The 24,118-nt window shown below is 61.2% G+C and carries 8 protein-coding genes; 1 reads left to right on the top strand and 7 read right to left on the bottom strand.

The genetic code is table 11. The annotated features are described in order from the left end of the window. Positions 1-756 (top strand): metalloprotease LoiP, encoded by a 756-nt coding sequence (gene loiP / locus AC6I79_RS04000; RefSeq protein ID WP_021506645.1) that lies wholly within the window; start codon positions 1-3, stop codon positions 754-756. 323 nt (positions 757-1,079) lie between these two features. Here the strand turns inward: loiP and speB are convergent, their stop codons facing one another. The 7 genes from speB to speA form a co-directional block, all read right to left on the bottom strand. Continuing rightward, entirely contained in the window at positions 1,080-2,000 is a 921-nt protein-coding gene (gene speB, locus AC6I79_RS03995) for an agmatinase (protein WP_021506644.1), read from the bottom strand. Positions 2,001-2,133: 133 nt separating this feature from the next. Then, positions 2,134-3,357, bottom strand: a complete 1,224-nt coding sequence (locus AC6I79_RS03990) for an HlyD family type I secretion periplasmic adaptor subunit (RefSeq protein WP_370586648.1) — start codon at positions 3,355-3,357, stop codon at positions 2,134-2,136. Then, entirely contained in the window at positions 3,357-5,540 is a 2,184-nt protein-coding gene (locus AC6I79_RS03985) for a type I secretion system permease/ATPase (RefSeq protein ID WP_238561559.1), read from the bottom strand. The genes AC6I79_RS03990 and AC6I79_RS03985 overlap by 1 nt, the downstream gene beginning before the upstream one ends. Next, on the bottom strand, positions 5,537-6,988 hold the full coding sequence (locus AC6I79_RS03980; protein ID WP_031279469.1) for a TolC family outer membrane protein: 1,452 nt from the start codon (positions 6,986-6,988) through the stop codon (positions 5,537-5,539). Before AC6I79_RS03980 ends, AC6I79_RS03985 begins: the two co-directional genes overlap by 4 nt. 71 nt (positions 6,989-7,059) lie before the next feature. Further along, positions 7,060-20,043: an Ig-like domain-containing protein gene (locus AC6I79_RS03975; RefSeq protein WP_498027582.1), complete on the bottom strand. Its 12,984-nt coding sequence runs from the start codon at positions 20,041-20,043 to the stop codon at positions 7,060-7,062. Between the two features lie 200 nt (positions 20,044-20,243). Next, positions 20,244-20,939, bottom strand: a complete 696-nt coding sequence (locus tag AC6I79_RS03970) for an EAL domain-containing protein (protein ID WP_058757107.1) — start codon at positions 20,937-20,939, stop codon at positions 20,244-20,246. A 706-nt stretch (positions 20,940-21,645) separates the two neighbouring features. Then, positions 21,646-23,625 carry a biosynthetic arginine decarboxylase gene (gene speA, locus AC6I79_RS03965; RefSeq protein ID WP_071813582.1) on the bottom strand — a complete coding sequence of 660 codons (1,980 nt, stop codon included), beginning with the start codon at positions 23,623-23,625 and terminating at the stop codon, positions 21,646-21,648. Between the last annotated feature and the right edge of the window lie 493 nt (positions 23,626-24,118).

Genomic DNA, 24,118 nt, shown 5'->3' with positions numbered 1-24,118 from the left:
ATGAAAATTCGCGCCATGGTTGTCGCGCTGGGAATGGTTTCGCTGCTGAGCGGCTGCGAAGGAATGGATAATAACGCACTGTTGCAGTCTGGCGCGCAGGCGTTTCAGGCTTACTCGCTGAATGATGCCCAGGTTAAAGAGCTGAGCGATCAGTCATGTGCCCAGATGGATAAAGAGAACCAGCTGGCACCGGCCAACAGCAGCTATCAGCAGCGGCTGAACAAAATCGCCGCCGCGCTGGGCGATAACATCAACGGTGTACCGGCCAACTACAAGGTGTATCTGACCAAAGACGTCAACGCCTGGGCGATGGCCAATGGCTGTATCCGCGTTTATAGCGGTCTGATGGATATGATGAGCGACAACGAAGTGGAAGGCGTGCTCGGCCATGAAATGGGCCACGTCGCGCTCGGCCACACGCGCAAAGCAATGCAGGTGGCTTTCGCGACCACGGCGGCACGCAACGCTGCGGCGTCGGTGGGCGGCGTGATTGGTTCGCTATCGCAGTCACAACTGGGCGAGATGGGCGAGAAACTGGTTAACGCGCAGTTCTCACAGACCCAGGAGTCGCAGGCGGATGACTATTCGTACGATCTGCTGAAGAAGCGCGGCATTAATCCGCTTGGTCTGGCGACCAGCTTCGAGAAGCTGGCGAAGCTGGATCAGGGCCGCCAGAGCTCAATGTTTGACTCGCATCCGGATTCTGAGTCGCGCGCGCAGCATATTCGCGACCGCATCGCGGCGGATGGTAAGTAGTCGCCGCTCTTCCCCTCACCCCAGCCCTCTCCCGCTCGCGGGAGAGGGAGCAGTCCGTGCTGTTCTCACCTCCCGCTCGATCGGTTCCCTCTCCCGCATGCGGGAGAGGAAGCGGTCCGTGCTGTTCTCACCTCCCGCTCGATCGGTTCCCTCTCCCGCATGCGGGAGAGGAAGCGGTCCGTGCTGTTCTCACCGCCCGCTCGATCGGTTCCCTCTCCCGCACGCGGGAGAGGGAGCAGTCCGTGCTGTTTTCACCGCCCGCTCGATCGGTTCCCTCTCCTGGGGGAGAGGGTCAGGGTGAGGGCAGCCGTCCGCACCGCCGCTTAACCTTTATTCGCCGCCTGCACGTGCAGCATATCCAGCGCCAGCGTGGCAGCAGCCAGTGAGGTCAGGTCGGCGTGATCGTAGCCCGGTGCCACTTCCACCAGATCCATCCCCACAATGTTCATGCCCTGCAGGCCGCGAATCAGCTTGGTGGCTTTATCGCTGGTCAGGCCGCCAATCACTGGCGTACCGGTGCCTGGCGCATGGGCCGGATCGAGGCAGTCGATATCAAACGTCAGGTACACCGGCAAATCGCCCACGGTGCGCTTCACTTCGGCCAGAATGTCGTCCACGCTGCGGTCATTAACCTGCGCGGCGTCCAGTACGTTGAAGCCCAGGCTCTTATCGAACTCAGTACGGATACCAATCTGCACCGAATGCTGCGGATCGATCAGCCCTTCCTGCGGCGCAGTGTAGAACATGGTGCCGTGGTCAAAAGTCGGGCCGTTGGAGTAAGTATCGGTATGCGCATCGAAGTGCACCAGCGCCATCTTGCCGAAGTGTTTGGCGTGCGCGCGCAGCAGCGGCAGCGTGACATAGTGATCACCGCCAAAAGTCAGCATGCGTTTGCCATTTGCCAGCAGCTTTTCCGCGTGCGCCTGCAGCTTGTCGGACAGATCCTGTGAATCGCCGAAGGCGTACACCAGATCGCCGCAGTCCACCACGTTGAGGCGTTGACGCAGATCGAAATCCCACGGCCAGCGGCAGCCTTCCCACGCCAGGTTAGTGGAGATCTGACGGATCGCGCCCGGCCCTAAACGGCTGCCCGGCCGGCCTGACGTTGCGGCATCAAACGGCACACCGGTAATCACCCACTCGGCGTCGCTATCGTAAGGCTGGAAGTTCAGCGGAAAGCGCATGAAACCGAAGGCGTTAGAAACCAGGGAGTTGTCGTACTGATTGCCCAGCGTGTTGTACATAACGAGTCCTCTTAAATCCTTAAATCGGTTAGCCAGTTAAGGTATAGATGAAAAAAATCCCCTCCGCGTCGTTAGGCCCGACGAGGAAGGGATTGATGGGCGTGATTATCGCCGAGATTGCCGCGCATCGCAATTAGCGCTCTCGCATCGCCTCTTTGGCCTTGTTAAACGGTTTGACCAGATAATCCATGATGCTCTTCTCGCCGGTTTTGATATCCACGGTGGATACCATGCCAGGGCTGATGGAAAAGCGCCGGCCAGCCTTGTTCTGCACATAGTCGTTATCAGTACGAATAAACACGCGGTAGTAGTAAATCTCCGGTTTGACTTCGTCCTGGATGGTATCCGGCGAAATGCTTTCCACCACGCCGTTCAGGCCGCCGTAGATGGCGTAATCGTAAGCGGAGATTTTTACCACCGCGCGCTGGCCGGGATGAATAAAAGCAATATCGCGCGGCGACAGGCGTGCTTCAATCAGCAGCCGATCGTTCATCGGTACGATGTTCATCAACTCACCGTTGGGCGGAATCACCCCGCCCACCGTCGAGACTTTGATGTTTTTCACGATGCCGCGCATCGGCGCGCGGATGGTCAGACGCGTTACGGTATCTTCGCGTCCTTTAATCACCTGCGCCAGGCTGTCGGCTTCGGCGCTGGCCTTCGCCAGCTCTTCGCGCGCCTGCACATAATACTGCGAGCGCATATCGGTAAGTTTCAGCTCAAGGTCGGACTTATCGCGCTGTAAGCGCAGCACTTCCACGCTGCTGGCGGCACCGGTTTTCGCCAGCCGCTGGGTGATCGCCAGTTCGCGATTAGCCAGCGCCAGCGACTCCTTAAACTGCCGGGTTGCATCATTGAGCTGGGCGCGTTTGGTGTTATACAGCCGGGTTTCCGCCGCGATAAGATCCGGGTAGCCCTTCAGCTCGGCGGGAAACGTAAGCGGATCATCGTTTACTTCCGCACGCAGGCGCGAAGCCGCTGCCAGTGCGGCCCGGTAGCGCGCCGCGCTCTCGCCGACGCTGGACTGCGAGCGTGTGGCATCCAGTTTCGCCACGATCTGCCCGGCCTGCACGCGATCGCCCTCATGCACGTACAGTTCCGTGAGAATGCCGCCCTCCAGCGACTGCAGCACCTGCTCGCGCGAACTGGGGATCACCTTCCCGGTGCCGGTTGAGACCTCATCCAGCATGCCAAACCACGCCCACACCAGCGCCACCACGATCAGCGCGGTGCTGATGACGATCAGCCGCACTGCGCCGGTGTAGTGGCTTTCCGATTTCAGTTCACCGAGCAGATCGTCGGACGAATCCACTTCCGCGGCGGTCACCAGCCGCAGTTTTGCCGGCAATTGTTTCATCATGCCTGTCCCTCCCCCGCCGCTCCGCTGGCGCGCGGTGCCGGCAGCGCGTTCTCTTTCGGGCTGTCCATTACCAGCTGCCCCTCTTTCAGCACCAGTATGCGATCCACCAGCGACAGAATCGCCGCGCGGTGCGTCGCCACGATCAACGTGCGGCCATTCAGCCAGGCGCCTAGCCTCTCAATAAAATCCTTCTCGGTATGATCGTCGAGCGAAGCGGTCGGCTCATCCAGCAACACGATATTAGGATCGCGCAGCAACATGCGCGCCAGCAGCAGCGACTGGCGCTGGCCGCCGGACAGCCCGACGCCCCCCTCCATTACCGGATGATCGAGCCCAAGCGGCAGACGGCGAATAAAATCGGCCCCGCCACTGACCGTCAGCGCGGCAAAAATCGCTTCGTCGGTAGCGTGCGCCGCGCCCATGGTGAGGTTTTCCCGCAGCGTACCGTGGAACAGCCGCGCGTTCTGCGTCAGTAGCCCGACGTTGCGCCGCACGTCCGCGACATCAATATGCGGCAGGCTGAGGTTGTCCAGCCGCAGCTCGCCGCCCACCAGATCCATGCCGCCGGCCATCGCCTGCAGCAGCGTGGATTTACCGGAGCCGTTGCGCCCCAGCACGGCGATGCGCTCACCCGGCTTGATGGTCAGCGTCTTGATGCGTAGCGCCACCGTCAGCGAATCGCTGTAGTAGCGGAACATGGCATCGGTGAACTGATAGTGGCCAAACAGCACCGGACAGTGAATGCGCGTTTCGTCTTTACTGTTCTCCACCGGCAGATTCATCAGCGCATCGAGGCTGCTCTTCGCCGCTTTTACCTGCTGCCAGCGCGCCAGCACGCCACACAGCGTCGCCATTGGCGCAATCATGCGCGAAGACAGCAGCGACGCGGCGACAATCGCCCCGGTGGTGATATCGCCGTTGATCACCATCGGCGCCCCGACCACGATCACGCTGGCGTACACCAGTCCCTGAATGGTGACGCCCCAGCTGATCAGCGCATGCATCACTTTGCGCATCTCGACGCCCGACTGCGCGGTGATGCGGATATAGCTGTTCCACTGCTGCAGAAAGCGATCCTCCGCCTGCATCAGCTTGATATCTTCCAGCCCCTGCACGCTCTCCACCAGCACTGCGTTGCGCAGCGTCGACTCTTTCAGGTTTTGCTGCGCCAGCTTCGCCAGTTTTTTCTGGCTCAGCACGCCGGGCAGGATCATCAGCAGCACCGCCACCGGCGCGATCCACGCCAGCTGCGGCGCGATGATCGCCATCACCAGCATAAACAGCAGGAAGAACGGCATATCGACGATCGCCGTCACCGTGGTCGACGTCACCATTTCGCGCACCGCTTCCAGCTCGCGCAGCTGCGAGATAAAGGTACCGGTCGATCGCGGCACCGCACTGTTACGCAGCCGCAGCGCGTGGCCGAACACGCGATCGGAGACGCGCATATCGGCGCGCTTGCCGAGCAGATCGGTGACGTGATCGCGACCGACGCGCAGAATATAGGTGAACACCACCGAGAGGATCACCCCGATATACAGCACGTACAGCGTGGGGTACGACTGTGCCGGGATCACCCGATCGTACACCTGCATCGAGAAGATGATGCCGACCAGCGCCAGCAGGTTGATCAGGAACGATCCCAGCATCACGTAGCCGTAAGGACGCATGTCGTGCAGCACCAGACGGCGCAGCCAGTCGGGCCTGACCGTGGCGAGATAGCGATTGACACGGCTATCTTTGGCGGCCGTCACCGGACGCAGCGCCGCGGCGTAGCGGATCTGCGGCAGCAGCGTGTTCAGCGCGATCGGCGCCGGTTGTTCATCGCCGGCCAGGTGCACGCGTACCGTGTCATCGCCATCAAAGCTGGTGATGACGCCAACCTGGCCGTCGCTCAGTTCCACCGCCAGCGGCAAGCGCCAGCTGCTGATCTCCCACTGATGCTCTTCATACAGCTGCAGCGACAGCCCGGCCTGACGCGCCAGATGGCGCAGCGCTTTATCGCGTGACTGTTTGCCCTGCCATTCGCTGGCAGCCATGATCATGCCCGGCGAGCACGGCAGGCGATAATGGGTCGCGATGAGAATAATGGCGGTGGCCCAGCCGTGTAGCGGCACCTCGCCACCGGCGGCGCTGGCGGGATTGCCATTGGGTGCGTCCGGAATCTGTAATTGCGTCATGGCTGGATCTCCACGGACTGGATGCGCTGGTTATTCAGCGCAAACGCTGACCGCATCTGCCCGGTGCTGTATAAGCAGTCGAGCTGCAGTGAACGTAACTGACTGATGGTTTGCTGCATGGCGAAGCGCGTCTGAAACACTTCCTGTTCGGCGTTGAGCACGTCCAGCAACGGACGGGTGCCGAGCTGCAGATACTGATCCTGATACAGCTGCTGCGTCTTCTCGCCCAGCGTCTGCTGACGCGACATGATCGCCAGGCTCTGCGACAGGCTCAGCGCTTCGGTTTGCGATTCGCTGAGCTGCTGCTGCGCTTTGAGGCGCGCCGAGTTCACCGCCGCATTGGCCGCCTGCAGCGCGCTGGCCGCCGCATCGCGCGCCGCGGTAATGCCGCCGCCCTGATACAGCGGCATCTCAACTTTGACGAACGCGGAATACTGGGTGCGGTCGAGCGTTTCGCTGCCGGAATAGTGGTTGTTGAGGTAATGCGTGACCTGCGGTTCCAGCGAAATGGTGGGTAAATTCTGCGCGTTGGCGTTATCCAGTTTAGCCTGCGCCTGCCGTGCCTGCGCCCACGCCGCCAGCACCGCCGGATTGGATTTGTCGTCAGCTTTGCCCACCGCGCAGGCGCGCGTCAGGCTGGGCGGAAACGCATCGCTGACCTTTTTCACCAGTGGCCAGCCGAGATAGCTGGCCAGCGTGGCACGCCAGCGGTTGAGGCTGGCCTGATACTGGGTCAGCGTGGTGCGCGCGCCTTCGATACGCGCGTCGGTCTGCGTGGCGTCCGAGAGCGATGCTGCCCCCTCTTCATTGCGCTGACGCGCCAGATCGCCAATCTTACTCAACGCCGTCAGCTGATCCTGGGCGATCTTCACCAGTTGCTGATAGCCCTGCACCTGCACCAGCGCGGCGGCGGTGTCGTGCGCGACGGTATCAATACTCACCAGCACGCTGGCCTGCTCCTGCGCCACCCCGGCTTCGGCGGAGCGCACCGAACTGCTGACTTTGCCGAAGTCATACAGCATCTGCGATACCGACAGCACAAATGACGGGCTGAAGCCTTTCTCGCTGTAGGCGTTGCTGTAGCCGTTGTTCATGCCGGCGCTGATTTGCGGATAGTATTTGGCCTGCGCCACATCGACCTGGCTGGCCTGCTCCAGCATTTTGCCAATTGCCTGCGCGATGTCCGGATGCCACTGGATGGCACGCTGTACTGCCTGGTTAAGGGTTAAGGTATCCGGCACGTTAGCCAGCGCGGGTTCGGCCACCTGACCGGTTAAGGAGGGAAGATCCTGCTGCTGCGCCAGACCGGCTGAGGTTATGCGCCCCGCCTGCGTCACGGCATCACTGGCAGCCATAAGATGAGAACTGTGAAAAAACACAATGCCAGCACACAGGGCGCTGAGCTTACAGGTACGGCGAGTTGTTGCGCCTGATTGCATCAGATCCATCGATTGTTCACCAGTAAAAGAGAGAAAGGGGCACCTCCCTGTGCCCGTTATGCTTCCCTGCGTTACACCCACTAAGCCGTGTGGTTTTGATGCGGTTGCTGCAGCAACTCCTCCAGTGAGACGTTTACGCCTTCCAGGGTAATCAGCTGCGTACTGCTGTACCCCGTGCCGCTGCCGTCACGGTCAATCGACAACACCGTATTGCCGTCCGCGGTATGATCCACTTTCACAAAGTCATTGATATTACTGGTGGAATCATTCCAGCCGATCAGCAGACTGCTGACGTCGATCTTGTCACCCTGCGCGACGTTAAAGTCGGTCCAGGTGTCGTGACCGTTGCCGCCGGTGGCATCTGCGCTGCTCAGCAGGTGGTAAACCAGCGTATCTGCGCCGGCACCGCTGGTAATGGTGTCGTCGTAGGCGCTGCTGGTGAGGCTGTCAGCCGCGGCGCTGCCCGTGATGGTCGGGTGAAGCTCAATGGTAAAGGTGTTGCTGGTGATGGTGCCGTCGGACGACGCCAGGGTGTAGGTAAACACCTCCTTATGCGTGATGTTCTGGATATTCACATCCGCGTTCAGGGTATAGGTATAGCTACCGTTGGCGGCGATGGTCAGCACACCAAAGTCCCCGGCCACCGCCGTGCTGCCCACGCTGCTCACGGTGGTGAGATCACCATGCTCATTGAGGATGCTCAGCGTGCCGCTGTGGCTGACGTTGCTGTCTCCCCAGATGCTGCCGCTGGCATCATGCTCGCTGCTGGTGGTGGTTTCCGCCGCCAGACTGGTGGTGGCGAACAGCGCGGTGGCTGCACCGTTATGCAGCGTCACCGTCAGCGTCGCCGAGGTCACTGCACCGCTGGCATCCCGCACCGAGTAGGTGAAGGTGTCTGCGGATGGCAGGGTATCGATATCCAGCCCGGCCTTCAGCGTGTAGGTGTAGTTACCCTTCGCATCAATAGTCAGCGTACCGTAGGTGGTGTTGATCACCGTATTGCCGCTGGACGCCACCGCGCTGCTGCCCACCGACGCCACCGCCGTGCCGGACGGAATCGTCCCGGCGATGGAGCTGGTGTCGTTGGTCAGCAGGTTACCGGTGACCGTCGCGGCGGTGGTGACCGCCAGCGTGGTGAAATCCGACACCGTGCTTACCGTGGTGGTTGGCAACACGCTAATGTTGGTGGTGGCTGCGACCACCACCGCATAGTTGCCGGTCCCCAGTCCGGTATAGGTGACGTTTGCCCCTTTCAGCGTACCGATCGTCAGCAGCGCGTTAATGTAGTTGGTCTTGATACTGATCAACTGCCACGAGCCGTTCGCCTGCTGTTCGTACAGGTTTAACGAATAGTTGGCGGCCACGCCGAGACTGGTCACCGAACCGTTGAGCGTCACGGTACGGCTGTCATCGTTACCCACGCTGAACAGGTAAGCATTACCGTTGTTCAGCACGCTGGCATTGAGCACCGTACCCAGCCCCACGGTCAGCAGCGCGGTATGCGACGAGTTGACCGTACCGTTGTTCACCGTTGCCTGCGTGCTGGTGTAATCCACCTCGTTGCTGTCGTTGGTCGCCACGATGCGAATCGCACCGGTCAGCGAGGCCCCCGGCGAGACGTTACCGGCGCGATCCGTCTGGATCACCGAGAGCGGCGCACCGGTGATCTGCGCGGTGGTGAGCGTCACCGACCAGTTGCCGCCGCTGCCGACCGTGGTGGTGCCGAGCGCGTTGCCGCTGGCATCGCGCACCGTCACCGTGGCCCCCACTTCACCGCTACCGGTGACAAGGGTACCGGCGCTGTTGATCGCCAGCCCGCTTACCGCCGCCGGAGGCAGGGTATCGACGTTCACCGTCGCCGTGATGTTGCCGGTGCTGACGTTACCCGCCGCATCGGTCACCGTGGTGCTCAGCGTGTGCGCGCCGTTCGCCAGCGTGGCGGTGGTGAAGCTCCAGCTGCCATCACTCCCCGCGGTCACAGAACCAATGGCGCTGGCACCGTCGTAGATGGTGACCACGGCACCTGCTTCGGTGGTGCCGCGCAGCGTTGGCGTGGTATCGCGCGTAAAGGCACCGTTCGCCAGCGTCACCGGCGTACCGCTGATGTCATCAATGATGGTCAGCGTACTGGCGACCGGCACCACGGTGTCGACGATCAGCGTGGTCGACACCTGCGGGCTGACGTTGCCCGCCGGGTCGGTCTGCGTCACGTTCAGCGTGTGGCTGCCGTTGCTCAGCGCGTTGCCCACCACGAAGCTCCAGCTGCCGTTGCTGCCCACCGTGGTGGTGCCCAGCAATGTGGTGCCGTCGTACACCGTGATGCGCGCGCCCGCCTCGCCGTTGCCGCTCAGCAGCGGCGTGCTGTCGTTGGTGACGCCATTATTCGGAATGGTCACCGCCGTGCTGCCGTTGTTGTTGAGCGCCAGCAGATTGGTGATGGCCGCCGGTGCCGTGGTATCGATGATCACCGTGGCCGCGGTGGTGCCGCTGACGTTACCTGCGGCATCCGTTACCGTCACCGTGATCGGGTGCGGCCCGGCGCTCAGCGCCGCCAGTGGCGTGAAGCTCCAGCTGCCGTCCCCCTGCACGATCGCCGTGCCCAGTGCCAGACCGTTGTCCAGAATGGTGACGCGTGCCCCGGCCTCCGCCGCGCTGACGCTGCCGCGCAGCGTTGGCGTGGTGTCGTTGGTCGCACCACCGTTGACGATGGTGGCACCGGTCGCATCATTAATAATGGTGAGACTGGTGTTCGCTGGCGCCACCGTATCCACGGTGAGGTTAATCACCTCGGAACGGGGACTGACGTTGCCCGCGCTATCGGTCACCGTCACGCTCAGCGCGTGGGCGGCATTGCTCAGCGTCGGCGAGACAAAGCTCCAGCTGCCGCTGGCGTTAGCCTGCACCGTTCCGAGCAGCGTGTTGCCATCGTAAACCGTGACAATCACGTTCGCTTCCGCCGTGCCCTGCAGCGTCGGCGTGCTGTCGTTGGTGACTCCGTTATTGACGATAGCCACACCGGTGACGTCGTTGGTCAGCGTCAGCCCGGTTGCCGCCAGCGGCGGCGCGGTGTCGACGGTCAGCGCAAGGGACGCTGCGGGACCGGTATTGCCGGCCGCATCGGTGGCCGTCACGCTGAAGGAGTGTAAACCGTCAGACAAGGTGCCAGTGACGAAGCTCCAGCTGCCGTTGCTGGCGGCGGTTACCGAACCCAGCACCGTATCACCATCGCGGATGGTCACAATGCTGTTGGCTTCCGCCGTGCCGCTCAGGCGTGGCGTGCTGTCATTAGTGACGCCACCCGCCGCAATCGCCACCGGCGTGCTGCCGTTGTTGTTTACCGCTGCCAGCCCGGTGATAGCCACCGGCGGCGTGGTGTCGATCACCAGCGTGGCGCTGGTGGTGGCACTGACGTTACCGGCCGCATCGGTGACCGTGACGTTGAGCGTATGGAGCGTTTCGCTCAGCGCCGTGGCTGGCGTCAGCGTCCAGTTACCATCACTGCCCACCAGCGCGGAACCGACCAGCGTGGTGCCATCCAGCACGGTGACGATGCTGCCCGCCTCCGCCCGACCGCTCAGCACCGGCGTGGTATCGCTGGTGACGCCGCCATTCGGGATGACGCTGCCGCTGACGTCGTTGGTGACCACCAGCGTGGCCGCGCCCGGCGCAACGGTATCGACGGTGATGGTCACCGGCGTGGTGCGCGGGCCGGTATTGCCCGCCGCATCGGTGACCGCCACGCTCAGCGCATGCGCGCCGTTACCCAGTGTCGGTGAGACAAAGCTCCATGCGCCGCTGCCGTTCACGAGCGCTGTGCCGAGCAGCGTGTTGCCGTCATACACGCTAACCGTGGCGTTGACCTCGGCGCTGCCGCTCAGCGTTGGCGTGGTGTCGTTAGTCGCGCCGCCAGCCGGTATGCTGACGCCGGTAACATCGTTAGTGATGGTCAGGTTGGTGGCCACCAGCGGTGGCGTCGCATCAACGATCAGCGTCACGCTGAGCGCCTCGCCGGTGTTACCCGCCGCGTCCGTTTCCGTGACGCTGAAGGTATGGCTGCCGTCGCTCAGTGCCGCAGAGGTGTAACTCCAGTTACCGCTGCTGCCGACCGTCAGCGAGGCTACCACATCGCCATCGAGGCGAATGGTCACCACGCTGCCCGCTTCTGCCACACCGCGTAACAGCGGCGTGTTGTCATTAGTGGTACCGCCGTCAGCAATCGTCACCGGCGTGCTGCCGTTGTTGTTGCTGGCCGTCAGCGTCAGATCGTCCGGCGCCAGGGTATCAACGATCACCGTCGCGCTGGTGCTGGTGCTGACGTTGCCCGCCGCATCGGTCACCGAAACGCTCAGGGTGTGCGATCCTTCAATCAGCGCTGTCGCTGGCGTGTAGCTCCAGTTGCCGCTGGACGGCACGGTCAGCGTGGTCAGCACATCACCATTGTTGAGGATGGTGACCGTGCTGCCCGCTTCCGCTACGCCGCTCAGGGTTGGCGTGGCATCGCTGCTGTAGCCGCCGTTAAGCACCGGCTGCGCGGTATCATCGTTGGTGATGACCAGCGTCGAAGCATTCGGTGCGATGCTGTCCACAGTGAAGCTAAGCGCCGGGGTGAGAGCACTGCTGTTACCTGCTGCATCGCTGACGCCCACGCTCAGCGCGTGCGCCCCTTCGCTCAATGCAGGCGTGGTCAGCGTCCAGCTTCCCCCTGCGCCCACCACCACCGACGCGATAGCGGTGTTGCCATCGTACACTGTGACCAGGCTGCCCACTTCGGCGCTGCCGCTGAGTACCGGCGTGTTGTCATTGATGACGCTGCCGTCGCTAATCGGCACCGCCGTGCCGCTGCGATCGTTGCTGATCACCACATCAGCGGCCACCGCCGGCGCGGTGATATCCACGGTGAAGCCGAGGGTAGCCGAGGGCGTCCCCTCATCACCGCCAGGGTTTTGCGCGGTGATGTAGTATGCGTAGCTGCCTTCAGCCAGCGTCGGCGTATAGCTCCACTGGCCGTTAGCATTCGCCGTAACGCTGGTGATTACCGCATCCGTATTAGCGTTATAAATACGAATCAGCTGACCGGGTTCGGCAGAGCCGCTGAGCGTTGGCGTGGTGTCGCGGGTTACCGCGTTGTCTGCCAGCGTAACAGGCATAGGCCCGCTGTCATCGGTGATTTGCAGCGTCGAGGTGGCTGGCGGCAAATCAGCCTGTATGTTCAGGTTGAACACTGGAGTAGCCGCACTGACGTTGCCCGCAGGGTCTGACACGGTGACGGTAAAATTGTGCTCACCGTTACTCAATATACTCGGTGTAAAGCTCCAGGCCCCGCCCGAGCCGGCCAGCGCAGTGCCCAGCAGCGTGGTGCCATCGTAGATGCTCACCGTGCTGCCGGCTTCTGCCGTGCCGCTCAGGGTTGGCGTGTTGTCATCGGTCGACGCGCCGTCATCCAGCGGGCCCGTCGTGCCGCCCACGTTATCGGCGACCACCAGGTCAGGAACCGCGTCTGGCACCAGCGTATCGATGGTGACATTCACCGGACCCACCGGCTCGCTGACGTTGCCAGCGGCATCCACCACCTGCACCGAGAAGGCGTAGCTGCCATCCTGCAGCGCGCTGGTTTCAAAGCGCCATACGCCATTGGCATCGGCGACCACCGAGCCAATCACCGTATCGTCCTGCAGCAGATTGATGATGGCACCAGCCTGCGCCGTTCCGCTCAGTACCGGCGTGGTGTCGTTGGTAAAGCTGCCATCCACCAGCGGCAGAGCGGTCGGACCGTTATTGGCGTTGACCTCAAACGACAGCACCGGATCCGGCCCGACGGTGTTAACCGTTACGCCAATGCTTACCGGGTCGCTGACATTACCCGCGTTGTCACTGACGACGACCGTCAGCGTGTAGTTGCCGTTATCCAGCGGCAAGGTGTTCAGGCTCCAGTTGCCTTCGCTGTCCACCGTCGCCGACCCCACCAGCACGTTGCCGTTGTACACGTTGACGAGAGCACCCGGCTCACCGCTGCCGCTCAGCAGCGGCGTGTTGTCGTTGGTGGCGCCACCGTTGGCGATGGTGACTGGATTATCCGGATCGTTGTCATTCTGCAGCAGCACGGCGCCGACCGGCTGCGGCGGCGTAGCATCAACCTGAACGGTGAAGCTGGAAGACGGCGCACTGACGTTGCCGAGGCTGTCCGTCACCGTGGCCGTAAGGGTGTGCTGACCATCGGTGAGCACGGGCGACAGGAACACCCATTCGCCGTCCGCATTGGCGGTGGTCGAACCCAGCACCACATTGCCATCGTAAATGGTCACCAGGCTGCCAGCCTCCGCCGTACCGCTCAGGCGTGGCGTGTTGTCATTGGTATAGGTGCCATCGGGCACCAGTACCAGATCGGTACCGTTGTCGTTATTCACTTCCAGCGTGGCCTGGGCCGGAGCCTGGCTATCCACGGTAAAGGTAATCGGTGTCGACGCCGGTCCGGTGTTACCGGCCGCATCGGTGACCGTCACCGTCAGGCTGTGCGCCGCGTTGGTGAGGGTTGGCACGTTGAAACTCCACGCGCCGTCACTGCCCGCAATCGCCGTACCAATCAGCGCGCCATTATCCAGAATGTTCACCGTGCTGCCCGGCTCAGCAACGCCCGCCAGCAACGGCGTGGTATCGCTGGTGGTCGATCCCGACGGAATATCTACCAGCGCACTGCCGTTGTCATTGGAGAGACTGATTTCCGTCACCTGATCCGGGGCGGTGGCATCAATCACCAGCTGTGCCGTGACCGGCGCGCTGACGTTGCCCGCCGCGTCGCGCGCCACAACGGTTAAGGTGTAGCTGCCGTCACTCAGCGCACTGGCCGGTGTGAAGCTCCAGCTGCCGCTGCTGCCGACAGTGACGCTGCCCACCGGACCGTTCTGCGAGGTAATCACAATCAGGCTGCCCGGATCGCCGCTGCCGCTCAGCACCGGCGTGTTGTCACTGGTTAAGCCGCCGTTCGGGATGGTGACCGGATCGCCGTTGCCATTGTCGCTGGCGACGCTCAACTGGGTGACCGCCGACGGTGCTACGGTATCGACGGTGATCGCCACGCTGGCGCTCGGTGCGCTGACATTGCCAGCGACGTCGGTAACCGTCACGCTGAGGCTGTGCGAGCCATCGGTCAGTTCAGGTGAGAAGGTCCATGCGCCGTCGTTATCTGCCGTCGCCGTGCCGATAGGCGTCTGTCCGTCATAGACGATGATGGTGCTGTTCGGCTCCGCCGTTCCGCTGAGCAGCGGCGTGCTGTCATTGGTATTGCTGCCTGAGGTGATCGGCGTGGCCGGATCGACATTGTTGTTCACCAGCAGCAGATCGACGACCGCGTCCGGCGCCGTGGTATCCACGGTAAAGCTAATCGGCGCGGAAGGATCGCTGACGTTACCCGCCGCATCAGTCACCGTTACCGTCAGGCTGTGATCGCCCTCGTCCAGCGTACCGGTAACAAACTGCCAGCTGCCATCGGCGCCCACGGTCACCGAACCGATCGGCGTCGTGCTGTCGCCATCGTAGACCGTGATGATACTGCCCGCCGTGGCGCTGCCGGAGAGCTGCGGCGTGGTGTCGTTGGTCGCGCCATTGGCGGCAATCGCCACCAGCGTGCTGCCGTCGTTATTGCTCAGCACCACGTCCACTGGCGCTGCCGGTGGCGTGAGATCGACGGTGAAGGTGTACGGCGCGGACTCCGGCCCGACATTGCCTGCCGGATCGGTGACGCTGGCCGTCAGGCTGTGACTGCCCGCTTCCAGGGCGGTATCAGGCGTGAAGCGCCAGCTGCCGTCATTGCCGGCGGTAGCCGAGCCGATGATCACGCCGTTATCGCGCACGATCACCACGCTGTCAGGCTCGGCGCTACCGCTCAACACTGGTGTGGTGTCGTTGGTCGCCCCGCCAGAGGCCACCGGTACGGCCGGATCAACCTCATCGTTCACCAGCAGCAGGCCGGTCGGCTCGGCCGGTGCCGTGGTATCCACGGTAAAATCAATCGCCGCGGACGGTGCGCTAACGTTGCCCGCCGGGCTGGTAACCGTGGTGGTCAGGCTATGTTCGCCCTGGCTCAGCGCCGGTACCGCATAGCTCCATGTGCCACCGGCACCCACCAGCACGCTGCCCAGCACCGTGTTGCCATCGAGGATGGTGACGGTACTGCCGGCATCGGCGGTGCCGCTCAGCTGCGGCGTGGTGTCGTTGGTCGCGGTGCCGCTGTTAATCGGCTGCAGCGTCTCGCCGTTATCGTTGTTCAGCACGACATCAGCGGCGGCAGTCGGCGTGGTGAGATCGATAGTGAAAGCAAACGCATCAGACGCCGGCCCGCTGTTGCCCGCCGTGTCGGTGACAATGGTGGTCAGGCTATGCGTGCCCGCCTCCAGTGCCGGATCCGGCGTGAAGCTCCAGTTGCCGTTTGCATCGGCCTGCGCCGAGCCAATCACGCTGCCATTGTCGTAAATCGCGACGAGACTGCCCGGCTCCGCGCTTCCGCTGAACAGCGGCGTGGTGTCATTAGTGACGCCGTCCGCCGCGATCGGCAGCGGCGTTGCGCCCTGATCGTTAATCAGCAGCAAGTCTGCGGCGGGCGCCGGATCGGTGAGATCGATGTTCACCTCCAGCGGAGCAGAAGGTGCGCTGGTATTGCCAGCCGGACTGGTTTCGGTCGCCGTCAGGCTGTGCTGCCCCTCGCCCAGCGCGGTGGCTGGCGTGAAGCTCCAGCTGCCGTCGTCGTTGACTGTGGTGGTGCCCAGCACGGTATTGCCATCCGAGACGGTGATGGTGCTGCCGGCGGTGCCGCTGCCGCTCAGGACTGGGGTGGTGTCGTTAGTAGCACCGCTGGTGATCAGCACCGGCGTGCCGCTCTGATCATCACTGAGCTGCACATTGCCCGGCGCGGCTGGCGTGGTGGTATCGATGGTAAAGCTGAGGGCGGCCGAGGGTTCGCTGGTATTGCCAGCGGTATCGGTCACCGTCGTCGTCAGGCTATGGTCGCCCGCTGCCAGCACCGGTGCGGTGAAGCTCCAGCTGCCGTCGTTGCCGACGGTGGCGGTGCCCAGTACCGTATCGCCATCGGAAATGGTCACGGTGCTGCCCGGTTCCGCGCGGCCACTGAGCACCGGCGTGGTGTCATTGGTGAGGCCATTGCTGACCGGCACCGGTGTGCCGCTCTGGTCATTGCTGAGCAGCAGCTCGCTGGCCACAGCGGGTGCGCTGGTATCGACGATGACAATCACCGCCGTACTGCCCGGCCCGGTATTGCCCGCCGTGTCGGTAACGGTGGACGTCAGGTTATGTTGCCCTTCGCTCAGCGGATCGGTCGGGGTGAAGCTCCAGCTGCCGTCGCTGCCTGCCGTCGCTGTGCCCAGCACCGTATCGCCGTCGCTGACGGTCACCGTGCTACCGGGTTCAGCGGTACCGCTCAGGGTTGGCGTGGTGTCATTGGTGCTGCCGCCCGCGGCAACCGGTGTGCCGTCGCCATTGCTGAGCTGCAGATTGCCTGCCGCCGCCGGTGCCTGCGTATCGACGGTGACGGTTACCGGTGTTGACGCCGGTCCGGTGTTGCCAGCCGCATCGGTCACGGTGCTGGTCAGGCTGTGGCTGCCATCGCTGAGGGGCGGCGTGGTGAAGCTCCAGTTGCCATCGTTGCCCACCGTGGTGCTGCCAATCACCGTGCCGCCATCGGAGATAATCACCACACCGCCAGCTTCGCCGCTGCCGCTCAGGGTTGGCGCAGCGACGTTAGTGCTGCCTGTGCCCAGCGGATCGCCGTCATCGTTGGTCAGCTGGATGCCTGTCGGTGCCGCGGGCGCGACGGTGTCGATGGTGATGGTGATTACCGGCGAATCCGTCACCGTGCCGCTGCCGTTATCGGCGCTGGCGCGGAATGCGTAGGTGCCGTCGGCCAGCGCCGCTGGCGTGAAGCTCCACTGTCCGTTGCTGCCCGCGACCACGCTGCCCAAAACCGTGCTGCCGTTGTACAGGGTGACGAGATCGCCCGCCCCGGCCTGGCCGCTGAGAATCGGCGTGCTGTCGGTGGTGCTGTCGTTATTGGCCAGTTCGACCAGCGTGCTGCCGTTATCATCGGTGACAATCAGCAGGCTGCTGGTGGCCGGCACGCCCGCCTCAATGTTGACCGTGAACACCGGCGATGCCGGGCTGACGTTGCCGGCCGCGTCAGTCACCGTGGTGGTCAGGCTGTGCTGCCCGTTGGTGAGCGCATCTGGCGTAAAGCTCCAGCTGCCGTTGCTGCCGGCGGTAACGCTACCGAGCAGCGTGGTGCCGTCATAGATACGCACCACCGCGCCCGCTTCTGCCGAACCGCTCAGGGTTGGCGTGCGATCGTCGGTGGTCTGGCCGGAATCCAGCGCGCCGGTGGCGCTGCCCGCGTTATCCGTCACCTGCAGGCCGCTGACGGCGGCAGGCGCGGTGGTGTCAACGCTAAAGGCGATCGGCGTTGATGCCGGGCTGACGTTGCCGGCGGCATCGGTCACCGTGGTGCTCAGGCTGTGATTGCCCTCGCCCAGCGCTGGCGTGGTGAAGCTCCAGCTGCCGTTACTGGCCACGCTGACGCTGCCGAGAACGGTGTTGCCATCGCGAATCGTGACAATACTGCCGGCTTCCGCCGTGCCGCTCAGCAGCGGTGTCGCATCGTTGATCGTGCTGCCGCCCGTTACCGGCTGTGCGGTACTGCCGGCATCGTTCAGCAGTGCCAGATCGCTGGCTGCCGCCGGTGGCGTGGTATCAACCGTAATGTTCAGGGTGACGGTGTCAATCACATTGCCGTCAACGTCGGTAATGGTGGCGCTGAACGCGTGGCCGCCCTCACTCAGGTTGCTCAGGGCAAAGCTCCACTGCCCATTGCCGTCGGCTGTGGTGCTGCCGAGCAGATCGCCGCCGTCAAAGATGCGGACGAGGCTGCCCGCCCGGGTCAGGCCGGCGAGGGTCGGGCTGTCGTCATTGGTGACGGCGCCGTTTTGCAGTGAGACGAGGGTATTGCCGCTGTCGCCCACCAGCTCAATGCTGGCGCTGGCGGGTGGCAGCGCAGCGTCCACATTGACCACAAATTCCGCGGTCGCGCTGCTGACGTTGCCCGCCGCATCGGTTTGCGTAACGGTCAGGCTGTGGCTGCCGTTGCTGAGCGCTGGCGTGGTAAAGCTCCAGCTGCCGTTGGCCCCGACAAGGGTATTGCCCAGGAGCGTGCTGCCGTCGTAAATGCTGATCAGCGCACCGGCTTCGCCGCTGCCGCTCAGGGTAGGTGTGTTGTCATCGGTGGTAGCGCCCGACGTCAGCGGGCCCTGGCTGGCACCCACGTTGTCGATCACCTGCAGATCGCCGATCGCCGCCGGTGCGGTGGTATCGACGGTGACCACGATAGCCGCTGATGCCGGACCGGTGTTGCCGGCGCTGTCGGTTACCGTGGTAGTCAGGCTGTGATTGCCGTCGCTGAGCGCTGGCGTGGTGAAGCTCCAGCTGCCGTTACTGCCGACGATAGCCGTGCCGAGCACAACGTTGCCATCGCGTACCGTAACGGTGCTGCCGGCCTCTGCCGTGCCGCTCAGCGACAGCGTGTTGTCATTGCTGCTGCCGCCGGCGGCAATCGGCGTCACGGTGCCATTGCTGTCACCGGTCAGCAGCAGATCGCCTGCCGCGCCGGGCGCCACGGTATCAATGGTGACCGTCAGGGTGACGGAGGTGGTGACGTTACCGGCGGCGTCGGTGGCAACTGCGCGGAACGCGTAAGTACCATCTGCCAGCGTGGCGGGAGTGAAGCGCCACTGACCGCTGCCGTCGGCAATAGTACTGCCCAGCAGCGTGGTGCCGTTGTACAGCGTGATGACGGCGTTAGCGCTCGCCAGGCCGCTCAGCACCGGCGTGCTGTCTTTAGTACTGGCGCCATCGCTCAGCGTGCGCAGCGTGGCATCGCTATCGTCGGTAATTTGCAGCGAACTGCTGGTTGAGGGCAGGCCCGCCTGAATCGTCACCACAAACGGCGAGGACGCAGCGCTGACATTGCCGGCAGCGTCCGTCAGCGTCACGGTCAGGCTGTGGCTGCCATTGCTCAGCGCTGGCGTGGTAAAACTCCAGTTGCCGTTCGCGCCCACCAGCGCGGTGCCGAGCAGCGTCTGACCATCGTAAACGCTGACCACAGCGCCCGCTTCACCGCGGCCGCTCAGGGTCGGCGTGTTATCATCGCTGCTCGATCCGTTTGGTACCGGCGTGTTGCTGCCACCGCTGTTGTTGGTCAGGGACACGTCCGTGGCCACTGCCGGTGGCTGCGTATCGACAGTGAAATCAACCGGGCTGGTGGCCGGACTGGTGTTGCCGGCAGCATCGGTGACGGTAACCGTCAGGCTGTGCTGCCCTTCACCCAGGGCAGGTGTCGTGAAGCTCCAGCGGCCATCGGCACCGACGGTGACCGTACCCAGCAGCGTGGTGCCGTCGTAAATACTGACAATGGTCCCCGCTTCAGCCGTGCCGCTCAGCGTAGGCGTGTTGTCATCGGTGCTGGTGCCGCCCGTGATAGCGCCCTGCACGCTGCCCGCGTTATCCGTGATCAGCAGATCGCTGACCGCCGCCGGTGCCGTGGTATCACCGCCGCCGCCATTGTCGCCGCCGCCGTTATCCCCACCGCCGCCACCGCCACCGCCGTTGTTACCGGCGATCAGCGCACCGATACCGGCCAGCGCGGCGCCGGCGATACCAAAGGCGGTCAGTGTGCCGTCACCCGTGACGTTTTCCACTAACAGCCCTTCCGTGCTGTCGATAGAGACAAACTGGAAGCCTTCTGTGCCGGGATCTTCCACCCACCACAGCGCGCCTTTGTCGTCCTGCAGCACCAGATCGCTGTCGCCGTTAACATCGTAGAATTTATGAATAACAACGACTTCACCGGATTTAGTGGTGACCACTAAATCACTACCATTGCGTGTGAAAGACTTAATATCAGCCTGGTTAAGGTTGAGCTTAACCACACTGGGAGCAGTCAAATTAACCTGATTACCGCTCACTTCAGTAGCAATCGTTCCGCCTTTAGGCGTTACAGAGATATTGTTCATTTTATCGATATCCCGCGCAGTTATAAGCTTAATGGCATCCATAAAAACGCCCGGTATCGCCAGACACCGGTATTCTTCGCGAATAATTCAATGAATTACTCACATCCTCTCCAGGCCGGTTTCATCTGCCAGAGGCACAGTGAAAACGCGCTGAGTCGTTATTTGCCGCCCGCCCGAAAAACAGCTCTGCCGAACTCTTTTCAGACTTGCGCCAACAAATCAGTGAGATAGACGCTCTTCCAGTGGTAGCCTTGCATGCCGTAAATTGATTTTTGCGACAGCAAATCAACCTGACGTTGATGTTCAACGCCCTCAATAATCACGCCGCGACATAATTGGTTGAGGTGGTCGAGCAGAATGTCGAAAGTGCGATCTTCGCCAAATTGCCAAAAAAAATTTTTATCAATCTTGACGATGTCGAATATTCCGCTATCGAGCATGGTCAGGTTGGAATAACCCGGACCAAAGTCATCGAGCCATAACGGGGCCGGCGTGATTTTGGCTACGCCTTTCAGGATCAGCAGGTCGGCACTATTAAAACGTGCGGTGAAGAAGGCAGAGATTTCCAGCCGTAATCGCGTCAGCGCGGCCAGTTTTCTTTGTATTTCAGCATCTTTAAAAATGCCTGAAACAATATCTCTGTCTACATTAACGCTGATGACCTGCTCAAACCCCGCATGGTAAAGCTGAATAAGTTTTTCGACCTGGTGGAGGAATAACTGCCATTTTTCGTCAGCAGAAAGCCGACTGAAGAACCCTGCATCCCTGTCAGGGTTACGCTTATTATTGGTATCTGCATCATCTGCGAAACGCGTCAACAATTCCCATGCCACCACTTCACCGGAAATAGCGTGAACCGGCTCCAGCATCAGAATGTAGTCGGATTTGCAGCGCATTTTACGATCCTTACACTGGCTGATAGCGCGTTAAACCGTCAGCTTTTCTCATGTGATTCGTAAGGGAAACATCGATAAAACTTAACACCTTAACTGAAGGTTAACTTACAACTTACATTTTGAAAAATAGATTTCAGTGAACAACAGCGTGAACTTTAATCGTTTAAACCAATCAATAAATCTTCATTTTCACTGCATGCTTCATATAAAGATCAGATAATTCTTAGATTTCAGATTTTACTTATCGGCCCTGACAAAAAAATAAAACCAATAATCAATTGATTAATAAGCAATTAATTATAAAGCATTGGTATAAATTCTGGCTTTGTGCTTAAGATGGGATATTGCACTGCTTAAAGCGGGATTCCAGAAAGCGTCAAAAAACCGACAGTCTGCACATCGCTCACCCACCGCCTTATGCTTAAATTTTTATTATAGATAGCCAGAAACTCATAAAAGAAAGATTGGTCATTTGCGGGCAGGTACAACACTAAGCCACAGATTTAAAAAACGTTTTTTTCGCTGCCGATGCGCTTTCGCTGCTGAATTAAGCAGATAGCTTTTGTTAATAAACGGTTTGAATTTGCTGTTTCGGCCGGGATAATTTCAGAGTGATAGCGATCACGAATTGAATAAATGGCAGGAAGGATTGTCAGGGAAGGTGATAATAACGGGCTCCAGCCGGAGCCCGTTGCGGGAAATACACTTACTCGTCTTCGAGATAGGTGTAGCCGTAAAGCCCACTCTCAAACTCTTCAAGGAACTGCGCCCGCAGCTCTTCGTCAATATCCTGCTGCTGTTTTACCTGATCGCGGAATAACGTCATCAGATCGTTAGGATTGAGCTGCACGTATTGCAGCATATCCGCCACGGTATCCCCTTCATCAGACAGCTGCACTTCTACGCTGCCATCCGGGAAGGCGAAGACGTCAACCGCTTCGGTATCGCCAAACAGGTTATGCATATTGCCGAGGATTTCCTGATACGCCCCGACCATGAAGAAGCCCAGCATCGGTGGATTATCCACATCGTACTCCGGCATTGGCATGGTGGTGGCAATACCGTCGCCGTCAACGTAGTGATCGATGGTGCCATCGGAATCACAGGTGATATCCAGCAGTACCGCACGACGCTGCGGAGTTTTGTTCAGCCCTTCCAGCGGCAGCACCGGGAACAGCTGATCGATGCCCCACGCATCCGGCATCGACTGGAACAGCGAGAAGTTGACGTAAATCTTGTCCGCCATGCGCTCCTGCAGCTCATCAATGATCGGCCGATGGGCGCGGTTGCTCGGGTCAAGGTGCTGCTGAATATAGTGGCAGATGCTGAGATACAGCTGCTCTGCCCAGGCGCGCTGACCGAGATCGTAGGTGCCTGATGAATAGCCGGTATGGATGTCGAACAGGTCCATCTGGCTGTCATGCAGCCATTCGCGCAGCGAACGGCGTACGCTTGGCTCGTGCATCTCCTGCCAGGTATCCCACAGGCTCTGAATCGGGCGCGGTGAGTCGGCATCCGGTGCGACCGGCGTACTGAATTCATTGCGCTCAACGCCGATGATGTTGGAGACCAGCACGGTATGGTGCGCGGTCACCGCACGCCCCGATTCCGTAATCACAGTCGGATGCTCCAGACCGTGCTCTTCACAGGCGTCGCCGATGGCCCAGATCACGTTATTGGCGTATTCGTTCAGGCCGTAGTTGACCGAGCAGTCTGACTGCGAACGCGTGCCTTCGTAGTCAACCCCAAGCCCGCCGCCGACGTCAAAGCACTTGATGTTGACGCCCAGCTTCGCCAGCTCAACATAGAAGCGCGCCGATTCACGCACGCCGGTGGCGATATCGCGAATATTGGACATCTGCGAGCCGAGGTGGAAATGCAGCAGCTGCAGGCTGTCAAGACGACCCGCTTTGCGCATGATATCGACCAGTTGCAGCACCTGCGATGCCGCCAGACCAAATTTGGATTTCTCGCCGCCGCTCGACTGCCACTTACCGGAGCCCTGCGATGCCAGACGGGCGCGGATGCCGAGGCGCGGCACCACGTTCAGCCGCTCGGCTTCTTCCAGCACCAGGCGCACTTCGGTCATCTTCTCAATCACCAGATAGACTTTATGGCCGAGCTTTTCACCAATCAGCGCCAGACGGATATATTCGCGGTCTTTGTAGCCGTTACACACAATCACCGAGCGGGTTTTCCCGGCGTGCGCCAGCACCGCCATCAGCTCAGCTTTGGAACCCGCCTCCAGCCCCAGCGGCTCGCCGGAGTTGACCAGCGATTCAATCACGCGCTTATGCTGGTTAACTTTGATCGGGTAAACCAGGAAGTAGTCGCCCTTATAGCCGTAAGATTCACGCGCGCGTTTAAAGGCGGCATTAATCGAACGCAGACGGTGCTGCAGAATTTGCGGGAAGCAGAACAGCGCAGGCAGGCGCTGGCCGTCGGCCTCGCGCTCTTTAACCAGCTTCGCCAGGTCAACGCGCACTTCCGGCTGATCCGGATCCGGGCAGACGCTGATGTGGCCGAGTTCGTTGACGTCGTAATAGTTGTTTCCCCACCAGGCAATGTTGTAGGTGCGCAGCATTCTGCTTGCGTCCTGATCGTTCATCGCCACCTCCTGCATCGAGCGGAGTACACCCTGTTCGCCAGCTGACGAACCCTTGATATTCTTCATGTCGTCAGACATCACGAACCTCAATTTTCCGTTGAAATATGAAAAAGTTGCCGGATTTTGCTGCTACTGCGCCGGATGGAAATTTCCTCATTCTGCTTATCTTGCCTCAGCAGGTTACCGTGCGCCTTACTGAGGTTAAGTGTAAAACACCGTGCCGGAAGCGGTGCACAACGGGGCAAAATCGTCCCGCATCACCTCACCACAGGCGAGTGAAACACAGCAGAGAAACTGGGGGAATAGCTTAGCCGGCGCTCGTGTCGGGATAATTACCGCAGCGCAGAAAACTTCGACGAGAGAAAAGAGCAGAACTGGAAATGGAAAGGCGTGCCAGCGCGCCAGAACGGCGCCGTGAACCGAAGAGAGCGAAAATGTGGTTCATTGTTTTTATCACCTCCAGCGCCTGCTAACAGCATGCGGAAACGGAGTGGATGAAAATCAGATCAACAGCCTCTGACAGCGCGACGCACGGGGGCGTCATCCATGGGACAACTGCGGCGTTTTATAC

Source organism: gamma proteobacterium symbiont of Scutellera amethystina, assembly GCF_059730845.1.
Note: the sequence above shows the minus strand (reverse complement) of the source record. Positions and strands in the feature narration are given on the sequence as shown.